Annotated in this window: 13 protein-coding genes and 1 pseudogene; 2 read left to right on the forward strand and 12 right to left on the reverse strand. The window is 41.4% G+C overall.

Features of this window, described 5'->3' with window-relative positions; translation table 11 throughout:
- Positions 1–42: 42 nt before the first annotated feature.
- Positions 43–465 carry a hypothetical protein gene (locus ACTNBR_RS03700; RefSeq protein WP_427819688.1) on the reverse strand — a complete coding sequence of 141 codons (423 nt, stop codon included), beginning with the start codon at positions 463–465 and terminating at the stop codon, positions 43–45.
- Positions 462–1,985, reverse strand: coding sequence for a Y-family DNA polymerase (locus ACTNBR_RS03705; protein ID WP_441016032.1), 1,524 nt, complete (start codon positions 1,983–1,985; stop codon positions 462–464). Before ACTNBR_RS03705 ends, ACTNBR_RS03700 begins: the two co-directional genes overlap by 4 nt.
- Positions 1,986–2,153: 168 nt before the next feature.
- Here ACTNBR_RS03705 and ACTNBR_RS03710 point away from each other — a divergent pair, with 168 nt between their 5' ends.
- Entirely contained in the window at positions 2,154–2,432 is a 279-nt protein-coding gene (locus ACTNBR_RS03710; protein ID WP_427805663.1) for a hypothetical protein, read from the forward strand.
- Positions 2,433–2,726: 294 nt separating this feature from the next.
- Here ACTNBR_RS03710 and ACTNBR_RS03715 read toward each other — a convergent pair whose 3' ends face one another.
- The 9 genes and pseudogenes from ACTNBR_RS03715 to ACTNBR_RS03755 all read right to left on the reverse strand — a co-directional run.
- Positions 2,727–2,933, reverse strand: coding sequence for a hypothetical protein (locus tag ACTNBR_RS03715; RefSeq protein WP_427805662.1), 207 nt, complete (start codon positions 2,931–2,933; stop codon positions 2,727–2,729).
- Complete coding sequence (locus ACTNBR_RS03720; RefSeq protein WP_427805661.1) at positions 2,920–3,312, reverse strand: helix-turn-helix domain-containing protein; 393 nt, start codon at positions 3,310–3,312, stop codon at positions 2,920–2,922. The genes ACTNBR_RS03715 and ACTNBR_RS03720 overlap by 14 nt, the downstream gene beginning before the upstream one ends.
- Positions 3,313–3,619: 307 nt before the next feature.
- Positions 3,620–6,280 carry an FtsX-like permease family protein gene (locus tag ACTNBR_RS03725; RefSeq protein WP_441016034.1) on the reverse strand — a complete coding sequence of 887 codons (2,661 nt, stop codon included), beginning with the start codon at positions 6,278–6,280 and terminating at the stop codon, positions 3,620–3,622.
- Positions 6,274–6,987 carry an ABC transporter ATP-binding protein gene (locus tag ACTNBR_RS03730; RefSeq protein ID WP_427805659.1) on the reverse strand — a complete coding sequence of 238 codons (714 nt, stop codon included), beginning with the start codon at positions 6,985–6,987 and terminating at the stop codon, positions 6,274–6,276. Before ACTNBR_RS03730 ends, ACTNBR_RS03725 begins: the two co-directional genes overlap by 7 nt.
- A gap of 73 nt (positions 6,988–7,060) precedes the next feature.
- Positions 7,061–7,861 (reverse strand): sensor histidine kinase, encoded by an 801-nt coding sequence (locus ACTNBR_RS03735; protein WP_427805658.1) that lies wholly within the window; start codon positions 7,859–7,861, stop codon positions 7,061–7,063.
- A gap of 109 nt (positions 7,862–7,970) precedes the next feature.
- Entirely contained in the window at positions 7,971–8,645 is a 675-nt protein-coding gene (locus ACTNBR_RS03740; RefSeq protein ID WP_427805657.1) for a response regulator transcription factor, read from the reverse strand.
- A gap of 115 nt (positions 8,646–8,760) precedes the next feature.
- Positions 8,761–9,483, reverse strand: a complete 723-nt coding sequence (locus ACTNBR_RS03745; RefSeq protein WP_427805656.1) for a hypothetical protein — start codon at positions 9,481–9,483, stop codon at positions 8,761–8,763.
- 253 nt (positions 9,484–9,736) lie between these two features.
- Positions 9,737–9,895, reverse strand: coding sequence for a hypothetical protein (locus tag ACTNBR_RS03750; RefSeq protein ID WP_427805655.1), 159 nt, complete (start codon positions 9,893–9,895; stop codon positions 9,737–9,739).
- A 213-nt stretch (positions 9,896–10,108) separates the two neighbouring features.
- A pseudogene (locus ACTNBR_RS03755) lies at positions 10,109–10,512 on the reverse strand (helix-turn-helix transcriptional regulator); the annotation flags it as partial.
- 197 nt (positions 10,513–10,709) lie between these two features.
- On the opposite strand from ACTNBR_RS03755, the gene ACTNBR_RS03760 reads away from it, so the two are divergent.
- The gene (locus ACTNBR_RS03760) at positions 10,710–11,765 is read left to right on the forward strand and encodes an ABC transporter substrate-binding protein (RefSeq protein WP_441016040.1); all 1,056 of its coding nucleotides are present in this window, start codon (positions 10,710–10,712) and stop codon (positions 11,763–11,765) included.
- A gap of 55 nt (positions 11,766–11,820) precedes the next feature.
- On the opposite strand, the gene ACTNBR_RS03765 is transcribed toward ACTNBR_RS03760, so the two are convergent.
- Entirely contained in the window at positions 11,821–12,564 is a 744-nt protein-coding gene (locus ACTNBR_RS03765; RefSeq protein WP_427805653.1) for a DUF975 family protein, read from the reverse strand.
- Positions 12,565–12,567: the final 3 nt, after the last annotated feature.

Below are 12,567 nucleotides of genomic sequence, written 5' to 3' on the forward strand. Positions count from 1 at the left end.
GTACTCTCCTCATTTCATTCCCGTTGATTCCAACATTTATCTCTACACTTCTTCTATCTCTATAATCTGCTCCATTGCTATCTTCATTCCACTATCCATGAGAATGACTTTTTCCACCTCATCCATCTTTTTGACCGTTCCCACATCCGTAAGATATGCCCCGCCGCATTTTTGAGTATCCGGCCTGAAATATGTGATAGACACATTTCTTTTTTCAGACAAATGCTGAGAGATATCGTAAAGCTTCTCATTGATCTTCTCGATCGCAGTCTCATCAAGCATGATCTTCTCATCTGTAAGTCTTGCGGTTTCTTCGATGGCTTCCTCATGTCCGGCAAGGGCCGCAAAAGGCGCAAACTGCGCTGCCCTGTCGTGGAGTGACATGTGTGTCCGCTCTTTAGACTGGTGGTGTGGCAGGTCCATAATATCATCATATCTGTGCTCGTCTTTATAATATCCACTCACGCTTTATGGCCTCCTATCTGTCCATTTCTTTCTCTGGTCATAGCGCCCTCTTCCAAATTCATTCCCTTAAGGACCGCGTTCTTACCGTATTTTTTCTGAATATCCAGAACCGCCCGCTGAAGCTTTTTCTCCTTCTCGCGCTCTTTGTTCTCCTGCTCTCTTTCTCGTTCGAGCGCTGCATAATCCGTAAATAAATCAAGCTGTTCAAAAGTCTGCTTCTTAGGAACTTCACTCTCAGGGATCACCCTTGACGCCACAACATTCACCCTTCGCACAAGTAAATCCGGATTGACGATCCTGTCAAACAGTTCTTCCACTGCTTTCATAATAATCCTGGTAGAAGAAGTCTGACAAGGCAGATTCATGGTTCCATGCGCATGCTTCGGAACTCGTCTTCCATAATGGTCTGTAGTAACCTCTCCATGATATTTATTCCTGATTGCAGGATCCGTCAGATTCTCTATGTCATATCCGATCGTAAGTACCATCTGATCTGTGACAAGCTTCTTATCCACCAGATCGAGCACCAGTAAATCCGTCATTTCCTTTACGATCAGCCTTGCTTTTTCTGCCGTGTACGCGCAATGAAGCACCTGACCGGAGCCCAGGCTGTTCTTCTGCGGTCTATAAGCCTTGATCTCCGCAATGGTCGTAGGCTCCCATCCCCACGCATGGTCGATTAAAAGCTCCGCATTCACTCCAAACAGCTTATATAAAAATGCCTCATTATAATACTCATTCGGCTTTCCGATCGAACAACGCGCAATATCTCCCATAGTATATAAGCCATTTGCCATAAGCTTCTTTGCGTATCCCGGGCCGACTCGCCAGAAATCCGTAAGCGGGACATGATTCCACAAAAGCTTTCTATAGGACATCTCATCAAGTTCTGCGATCCGGACTCCGTCCGCGTCCGCAGGGATCTTCTTGGCTACAATATCCATAGCAACCTTACAAAGGTACATATTGGTACCGATTCCCGCTGTTGCTGTCACTCCCGTTTCCCGCAGCACATCCCGAATCATTTTAAGCGCAAGCTCACGGGCACTCATCCCATAAGTATTCAGATAAGTCGTAGCATCAATGAATACCTCATCAATAGAATATACATGCATATCCTCAGGTGCAATATATCTTAAATAAATATCAAAAATCCTCGTACTGTATTCCATGTAATATGCCATTCTCGGAGCTGCTGCTATATAAGCCACCTCCAGATCTGGAGACTTTGCAAGCTCTACTGCATGAAAAGACGCTCCTGTAAATTCTCCGCCCGGTATCTTTGATCTTCTCTCTCTATTTACTTCCTTGATCTTTTGAACCACCTCAAATAATCTTGGCCTTCCCGGAATACCGTAGCTCTTCATGGAAGGGGATACCGCAAGGCATATGGTCTTCTCTGTCCTGGATGCATCCGCAACGACCAGATTCGTAGTAAGCGGATCAAGACCTCTTTCGATACATTCTACAGAGGCATAAAAAGATTTCAAATCAATTGCAATATATGTTCTGTCTGTCACATCTAAGCCTCCTCTCAGGTTTCTATGGTCTCATTACCAATCATTCCCCTATATCTTGTTGTTGAAATCGAATGTATGTTCGTGTATAATTATATCAGATCCTTTCAATATTTTCAACCAGGAGATGATAGACATGAACAAAATGTTTCGAGCGAGGAGTGATGCTTTATGAGTCAAATCCTATCCTCCAACTCCCATGATTATCTGCCCATGCAGATTGTCCCGGTCATCGCTTCCTTTAACGATGACGGGCAGATCAAGCCTCTTTATGTCGGCATCAACGGCGAGCGGTACAAGGTGGATTCCTATTGGGTAAGGCGCAGTTTCTCGAATCAGATAGAATTCCATTGTAAACTCATCATCGAAAATATGCGAAAACCGGTTATTATGACCTATTACCTGAATGAGTGTATCTGGACGATCCCGAATATCCCGGAGCGTAATTAGAGCCGATGGACCTTGCCCATCGGCTCTGATGATCTGCAATTATTTTCGGCTCTCTTTTTTCTTCTGCGCCATGTTCAGGAAAATTGCTATGCAGTTCAGCACCAAAGCCATAGGCAGGTACCAATTAGGTTCTCCCTTCGGAATAATACGGCACATGGATTGCACAAGAAAGAAAACCGCACCAAGTTCTGTATGTTTTTTAAAAAACAACCGATGTTTCGTTTACTTCTGAAAAACCTTATTAATATGGGATTCTACGAATCATTTACTTCACAATTTTCTTGTGAATGTTGCTCAATTCAAGAATATGTGCATCATAAACCCGATTAAAAAGCAAACCGCCGCCGTAACAACAGCACTGATGATAACTTTTAATTCATTTTGGTATGGACGCTTTCCTACTTCCATCGCTTTGTGAAGTTCATCCAGCTTCTTCCCTTCTGTAAAGGCGACTATCTCCTTGTATGTCTGAATATCATTTTCTTTCTTAATTTTTTTCAACTTTCAATGCCCAAAACATGGTTATGGCAAATAACAGCCAGAAAGGTATAAACGTATAGTATTCTAACCAGATAAACAGCGGGGCCGCTGAGATAATCAAAATCAAAAACTGAATACTGAAAATGTTTCCGTAATAATTAAACTTCTTAACTTCCTGCTCGTTGATCATTTCTTTCATTGTCTCTATATCTCCTTTAATTAGTTGGTCGAGAGATACATTAAACAATGAACTGAGAAGCAACAGGCTTTGAATATCGGGGTAGCTTTTTCCGTTCTCCAAATTTGAAATCGTCTGTCTTGTCACATATACCTTTTCAGCCAGTTCCTCTTGGGACAGCGAATGGTATTTTCTCAACTCCATCAAATTATCCGCAAACATTATTTTCCACCTCCAATTTCGCAGGCGCACCATCTGATATTATCAATGTAAGTTTTCCTCTTATTATTACCACCTATGCTATTATTCTTAACATCATGGTAGCATGAACGGGGCAGTAATTCTACCAACGAAAGCAAACAATTCTGCATGTTTCTTGTAAAAAAAGTGGCATCCGGATTATATCGTTCATGTCTACACTTCCACTACATTCGTAAGGATATTGAAAAAATAAAGACTTAATAAAGATTGATCTTTTCCAATCAAATAGAGGCGTACCACCATTTCTGGTGATGCGCCTTACTGCTATTTATCTCTCAATTTCATCTATAATATTCGATTTCACAATCTTTCTCGCTGGAATACTAACTGCTATGATTGCAATCAAAATATTCAGAACCATAAGCGCTGCCATGATCCCATTTGGAACTCCTGCTGTAAAGTGCAGAAACTGTACTACATGAGCCATGTAATAATCCATGATTTTCCGAAAAACAATATTGTAAATCAGGAAAATAAACAAATCTGCCAGAATCCCATATAAGAATCCTGTTCTTAAGATCATTCCATAAAATCCAATATCAGTAATCCCCATCGCCCGGATAATACCATATTCACGCCTATGGAATAATATGGAATAGTTCATACTATTCATGATATGGAACAAACTGATCACCAGTAAGATCAGGGCAATTCCCGAAAAGAATAACTGTTGCTGCCGCAGATAATTCTTCTGGGTTTCGATTGCTGCAGTATAATCCTGCAAGACCGCCTTTGGTACATCCTGAATCTTTTGCAGTAACTGACCGCTTGCCTGATCAGGGTCTGCCCCGGCAGCCGGGGATGCATTCACAAAGCTGTAATCCTCTATTCCAAACTGACTGCTCATCTGCCTGTTTGTCATGATAAAACTCGGACTATTACTCCATGGTTCCACGTTCAGGAATCTGTCCTCCTGGACCAATGCGCGGCTTACGATAGCTGCAATTTTAAAATCCTTTGCTATGTAGTTTTCCTCTGCCTCCCGGAACGTCAACACCTCCTGGGAACAGTTCAGGTTTCCTGGAACCCGCAGTGTAATCGTATCTCCGGGATGTTTTCCGTAAAAGTTATAATTTCCCTGTCCGTCCATGTTTGCGACTGCTATAATCTGATTCCCTTCTTCCAACTTTTCCGGGATCATCTCTCCCTCCAGAATAAACTCCTGTAGTTGTTCGAGTAATCCGGCATCATATCCGTAAACATCATACTTGATCCCGTAGGTTCCATCTTCTTTGTCTATACAGATTCCCCCATACTGCTGCTGGAAGTAACCGTCTGCATTCCGCTCATTAAAATATTTCTCCCATTCCAGTTCCTGTGCCTGAATCGTAAGTTCTCCCAACGTATATTTCGTTGCATATACCTCCGACAACTCAGACATAGCCTTTATTGCATCAACGGTTGACGCCGGAATGGTATCCGACAAAACATTTGATTTTACAGAAACCCTATATTCCGATCCCAGACCATCGTCTGACTTCATGGACATTTCTGCGTGTACTTTCAGATTTTCCACCATATAAGTGGTACAAAGGAAGATACATCCTCCAATCGACAAGGACAGCAAAATTCCAATGACTCTTTTTTTATTAGAAAACATGAATTTTCTTACTACAACATTTGCAAGCCTGACATTTCTTAAGCTGTATATCTTCCTCCTGCTTTTTACAAAAGAGGTATCTCCGCTCATCACCTGCCGGATCGATTGTTTTCGCACAGAGTATACCGTGCAAAAACCAACGGCCGCCAATGTTACCAATAAGAAAAGAAAACCGATGACCATCGCATCCCAGGACACATGGAACGCCGCAGTTCTCATACTCTCCTGGATGGCAGTCTGATCCAGCCCGGAAAGTTCAATACCAGTTCCTGCTACTCCAACCGTTTGAGTAGAAAAGACACCATCTAACTGTCCGTAAAGCTGATTCAGAATCCCGTTTCCTAACAGACACCCCATCGGATAACCGATAAAAAATAAGATCCATAATTCTAAAATCAGCGTGCCGCCAATGCTTTTTTCACTGATTCCAAGTGTCTGCATCACGCCATACTCCGCTGTGCGTTTGGAAACAGAGATATGAAAGATGCTGTTTATGATGAACAGACTAAAAACACAGAGCAGCAAGATCATCCCATTGAATGCCAGGTTATACTCGCTCTGCAATTTCAAAACAATGTATGTGAAATTACCACTCTCATCTGTCAATGCAAACTTTACGATGTCTGCAATACTGTCCGGCTGCTCACCGCCCAGATACCTGACAACTTCATCATTTGCCGTTACTGCATCACTGGAAATTTGATACTTCTTCAAAAACACATCCAACTGCTTATACAGCTTCTCACTTTCATCGAATCTCAAATATAAGAGTGGCTGGCTTCCCCGGCCTTCAAAATCCTCTCCCACAAAAAGTTCCATTTCATTGGAACTGGCTGCCCAGGCACTTTTTATGATTCCGGTCATGACATAATCTTTTCCATTCAGGCTTAATGTATCGCCAATCTCTCCTGAAAATCCCAAATTCCCCAACGTGTAACGATCCGCCGCGATCTCGTTTGATCCTGCGGGATAAATTCCCTCAATAAGCTCCCGGTGTGCCATCTGTCGGTAAGATTCATCCGTATTGATAAAATAGATGAGATAAGGTTCTGTCACCACATCCCGGATTTCCATTTTACCGCATTGCTCCACCTGAAATCCGGCATCTGTTTGCCCACTGCGTACTTCCTCAAACACCTCCGGTTCCACATCCAGGTAATAATGCCAATCCCCATATATGGCCTTATGAGTCTCCAGACTGTTCATCTGGCTGCTGTAGATCAGGGAACTAACGCCAGACAACAAGGCAGCCGTTAAGATGATACTTGCCAGAATTGCAAAAGTCTGACTTTTATAATACCGCATATACTTATACGCCAGTATTAACATACGCCATCACCACCTTTTTGGGGAAACAGGTGTGTTCCTGACGTTACCATTCCATCTTCAATATGGATGATTCTGTCACAAATCTGTGCAATGGTCTCATTATGCGTTACCATCAGGATTGTCTGATTGTACTTTCTGCAGCTTGTTTTCAGCAATCCGATAACTTCTATGGTTGTAGCTGAATCAAGGTTCCCGGTGGGTTCATCCGCCAGAAGGATTGCAGGTTTATTGACTAAGGCCCTTGCGATCGCAACCCTCTGCTGCTGTCCGCCTGACAGCTCATTCGGATACTTTTTCCGTTTATCCCAGATTCCCAGTTCCTTCAGCAATTGTTCGATATACTTACGATTGATATGCTTTCCTTTGTCAAAAGTTACCGGGAGGGCAACATTATCATACACATTCAAGACGGGCATGAGACTGTAATTTTGGAACACAAACCCGATGTTTCTCCGTCGGAAAATGGTCAGTTCCTTTCTGGTCAGTGTACCGATCTCTTTCCCTTTTACAAGAATTCTCCCCTTTGTAGGAGTATCCAAACCTCCGACAAGGTTTAGAAGTGTGGATTTCCCACTGCCAGAGGTTCCTACAATAGCAATAAATTCTCCTTCTTTAACTTGTATATTGATATCCTTTAGCGCTTTTACCTGATTCTCTTTTTCACCATATATTTTTTCTACATGGCTTAATTCCAGTATATTGCTCATGGCTTACCGCTCCTTTCCTGTTGATACCAACAGTATATCTATGGAATCTTGCATTTTCTTTACAGGGCGGTAATCAATTCTTACAGTTTTGTAAGAACACCGAAAAGCAGCTTCCTTCTCCATAGACGGACTTCACTACCATATAGCCTTTTTCCTTTTCAAGAATCAAGTTAGACAGATACAGCCCAATGCCGGAGCCTTCTATGTGTTCCACTTCCCGGCTTCTGTAAAAGCGTTTAAATATTTCCGTTGTCTCCTCCTCATGGATACCGCATCCGTTATCTAAAATCTGAATCTCCGTATAGATTTCATAAGGACAAACCTTGATCTGGATTGTGCCTCCCTGCTGCGTGTATTTGATCGCATTCTCCAGAAGATTTACAAAAACTTCAACCGTCCACTTCCGGTTATGAAACAGCAGGATATCCTCATATGGTTCCGAAATTAGCATGATCCCTTTCTTCTCTAGCTTTTCATATACAGTATCTATTGCATCCAGAAGCGTTTTTCTGATTGAGATTCCTTCTGCATCAAATACAATCACATCCTGCTCCAGTTTTACCATCTTAGCCAATGAGCCTATGATCCAGTCCAGCTTATCAATCTGCTTTTTGATTTTTTCAGCAACTTCAGCTTGCTTCTTTTCCTCTAATTCCTGACCGTTTAATATTTCTGTATAGATAGAGAGGTTTGCTAACGGTGTTTTAAGCTGATGCGACATATTGGAAACAAGGCTTTTTACTTGCTCTTTTTCTGCTTCTGCCACTTCCACCTGTTTTCCCAAAACTTCCTGAATCCGATTGATCTTATTTACCAGGGCAGACAGTTCTCCCTCCTGGACATCGGATAGTTCTATCTTTTCCTGATTTAACACACAATCTAATAACCTGTCTATCGAACGATAGGTTTTTCTATTTTTATAAATACTATACCCTGCAGTGAAACATAACAACACCACAAGTATGATATTGAGCATCATGTTCTTATTCCTTCCAAATATATCCCACTCCATGAACGGTCTTTATGAACTTTGGATTGGATGCATCCTCTTCTATCTTCATTCTCAATCTGCTGATATTCACAGAAACTGTATTGTTATCTACATACTTTCCGTCGCTATCCCATATCTGGCTTAAAATCTGTTCCTTTGACAGCACATGATTTTTATTTTCAATCAAGTACATCAGCAGCCGGTACTCTAATTTGCTTAATGTAATTTCTTCCTCATTCTTATAGACTTTACAGGTACTTTTATCAATGACAATATTTCCGGAACATAAATTTGCCGTTTCTGCTTTTTCATTCAGAATCCGTTTCATTCTCGCTTTCAGCACACCAAGTGAAAACGGTTTTGACAGATAATCATTCACCCCCAGTTCCAATGCCCTGATCTCATCCATTTCCGTATCACGGGCAGTCAGCATGATAATGGGAATCATACTGAACCGGCGCACTTTCCTGCACAGATCAAATCCAGTTCCATCCGGGAGGTTGCAATCCAAAAGCACAAGATCATAACTGCCTTTTTTGATTTCCTGCTGTCCCTCTCTTCCGGTTCCCACATCGAAAACCTCATATCCATCTCCTTCAAAAGAAAAGTGCAATCCTTCTCTTAAATCAATATCATCCTCTATGATTAACAGTTTTTTACCAACCATTATTTTCTCCTTTCCAGGAAATCATCACTCTCGTTATTTCACAGTGCCGCACTGACTTTACTCATATCTGTAATAAAATACCAACCATCCGATTGATGGTTGGCAAAGCATTAAATCAACTGCAATTTTCTTTTACAAAATCAACAATATCCTGATTCACTTCCCTAATCCTACTATCCCGTTCCATCTCAGAAATGCTCATCCAATAATACTGTACACCATCAATTTCAAACGAATTATCTTGCATTATATTTGGAAACGTTTTAAGCGTAACTTGATAAAGTCTGTGACAATAAACCCGCATTTCTTTATGATTTTGTGAATATTTTTCATGAATTTTCTGTGACATATATTCAATAGAAATATCTTCGCTTTTTATTTTCAATTCATGTGAGATATGATCTATAATAAATTTTTCATTGTTTTGGTTGGTCTTGTAATTTAAAAACAATTTACAATTCCACTTCGGCTCATCATACACTAAGAATCTATTTGGGAATTCACTATACGTATCTTTTATTGCTATAATAGAATGGTTATGAGTTATTTGGTTTAATTTATTGATATCCTTAAAAAGATCTTCTTTCGAGTAATTATTTTTCGCGCCGGACCATATATCTTTTACACTTTTTGCTGTAAAGAATAATCCCAACATTACAAACGTTGTTTTTATTGCTGCTCCGGGCACGCCAAATATTTCTTTGTAGGTTGCCAAAAAAACCGAAACCAGAAACGAAACCGCGGACAAAAGGCTATCCCAAACTACCTCTTTCCCTATGAATTGTTTCTTCTTTTCCAACAGAAGATCTAGTTCTGTTTCGTCTATTAATATCTTCATAGTAATCACCACACAGAAAAATATGTTATATTATACCGTCTAAAAACATATTTGACAATATACTATGTTATATTTTTATATAAAGTTATCCGTGTATAACCAGTGAGCCCGCTGATATGCCTGCTTCCACTGAAAACGAACCTGGCATCCCCGATGGAGAAGTTTTGCAATAGGCTATCTGTTTTTCAAACATGGTATGACCGGCTGTAACGCCACGGAAAAAAGCAAAAGCCCCTCTATAAAATCAAACAGGTCAGATGTTTGTTCTGGTTCTAAGAATAGAACAGTCAAGTAAAATACAAATGTAATACAACCACAAATAAACAGCGAATGCATTCTTTTGATTATTTTTTCTTATACCTTCTGAATATTCTGCTGCCTGCAACAAGGTATCCTTTAACTCTGTATCCATTGTCTCCTTTCTCCTTTCTCCACGAAAGATTTCATTTAGATCAACATCATAAAAATCAGCAAGTTCAACTATCACAGATAAATCCGGAAGATTATTTCCCGTATCCCAGCGAGCAATGCAGGAATTTTCTCTGCAGACAACAAATGTCCCACACCATTTTAAGCATAGAGTCCTGTTCAATTATCCAGATTTTTCAAAATCGCTGGCATGCACCAGTTCTGCCATTCGATTCAATTTGAACATCCGATAGTCATTCCTAAGCAGACAATATCCATAGATGTACCAATAACATCCGATGATCCAGCCTTGAGTTTTTCCATAAGCTGCCCATAATAATGGCTTCCACTCACACTGTCAAGACTTCGAAGACCTGCCAGAATCATCTGCATATCCCTAGATGTCAGAATCGTCCGATCCATCCTATAACCATCCATAATGCTGATGCCGCCGCCCGCACCCTGTGATGTAAAAATCGGAATGCCGGCCCTACATAAATCTTCAATATCTCTGTTTATCGTTCTTCTTGAAACCTCAAATCTTTCTGCCAATTCCGGAGCAGTAATTTTCTCTTCCTGCAAAAGGATAGAAAGAATACCGATAAGCCTATCTATTTTCATATCACGTTCACTTCCTGATTCATTATACCATCCATAACACGACATCTGTATGTCATGTTCAGTTTATATTATACACAAAATAAAAAGATGTTACATCTAAATTCAACAGGCAAATCCCCATATTCGTCAATATTTTCTCACATTCCCCCATCCCGTGCATACCTTAAATCAGATACTTTTTTGTTCAGGAGGATACTATGAAAAAGAAAACCATCTCATTCTTACTGGCAGGCATACTTCTCGTAAGCCTGCTCCCTGCATGCTCGGCAAATGAAAGCAGTGATCCCGCTGCCGTTCCTGCTGCCACTGAAAGCAATTCCGAAAACACTGCTCACAAAAAAATGACGGAAGTTACTCTAAATGAAGTTGCACATTCTATCTTCTATGCACCGCAATACGTGGCAATCGAAGAAGGGTATTTTGAGGAAGAAGGAATTTCTCTCCAACTCATCACTGGTTTTGGAGCAGATAAAGTCATGACCGCCGTTCTTTCCGGGGAGGCCGATATCGGATTCATGGGAAGCGAATCTTCCATCTACACGTATCAGGAAGGTGCAAATGATGTGATCGTCAACTTCGCGCAGCTTACACAAAGAGCCGGGAACTTTCTTGTCGCAAGGGAAGAAATGGCGGATTTCTCCTGGGATGATTTGAAAGGGAAAGATGTGTTGGGTGGCCGAAAAGGTGGCATGCCGGAAATGGTATTCGAGTATATCCTCAAACAAAATGGAATTGATCCTTCCAAAGACCTGACCATCAATCAAAGCATCGATTTCGGTTCCACCGCCGCCGCATTTTCCGGCGGTCAGGGAGACTTCACGATCGAGTTCGAACCTGCAGCAACCACACTGGAACAGCAGAATGCCGGTTATGTCGTAGCATCACTCGGTGTAGATTCCGGTTACGTTCCCTACACAGCCTACAGTGCAAAAAGCAGCTATATGAAAGGAAACTCGGATGTGATCCAAAGTTTCACCAATGCGCTTCAAAAAGGTATGGATTACGTCCAGACACATACCCCGGAAGAAATCGCCGAAGTCATTGCTCCACAATTCAAGGAGAACGATCTTGAAACCATCACCGCCATCGTCAGACGTTATTATGAACAGGATACCTGGAAAGAGAATCTGATTTTTGAAAAAGAAAGCTTCGAACTTCTGCAGGATATCCTGCAAAGTGCCGGAGAGCTGGAAGAAAGAACACCATATGAAAAACTTGTTACAACAAAATATGCCAAGAATGCTGCAAAATAAAAAGTAAAAGGTGGCTGATGGGGACGTATCCCCCACCAGCCACCCTACCAGTCACTTATCGGATAAATCCCTGCTGATATGCTCTCATTTTATTAAATGAATACATCTCAGCAATCGTTGCCTGATAATACGGTTCTACATAAAGCACGGACAGAATTCCGCATGTAAATACAGATAAAATATTCCATCCGATGAAGGAAAGATCAAGCACAAATGCCTCCCATTTCTGGCCTTCCATCATCTGTTTGCTGATCAGGAATGCTTCTTTTCTGTCCATTCCCGGATTCTCGGCAAGGATGTACGGGACCATTTTATATTCGTAAGATTTCACGATTCCCGGTACCACGAGAAGAAGTGACCACAGGAACACATACAAGTCTCTAAGAAACATAGTCAGTACAACGTTGCCGTAATGTCCTGATCTGAACGGATCGAGCATCGTCCCTACTCCCGGTCTTTCGGTCTGGTTCAATACGAAGAAACGTGATCCACCGACGATCAGTACGTTTTCCACCAGATACTGAAGCACCATTCCGACCAGTGCCATCACAAGCACGATCGATGTAGCAATTCCTGCAAACAACATTCCTTTCGGTGAACTCAGGAAGTCCTCAATCACATTTTGAGATGCTGAACCGGAATACTCGACTGTATCCGAATACTGAAGTCTTTCTGTGACATTTCCGCCTCCGAAGATCAGGGAAATAATTCCCATCAGAAGTGCAACCGCAACTGCTGCACCATAGTTGCGTTTAAACGCCATTTTCCCTCTCATTTTTAGTTCCTGTCTGTTCCACATAGC

The organism is Bariatricus sp. HCP28S3_F11 (genome assembly GCF_052065395.1).
In the GTDB taxonomy this organism is placed as follows: domain Bacteria; phylum Bacillota; class Clostridia; order Lachnospirales; family Lachnospiraceae; genus Allocoprococcus.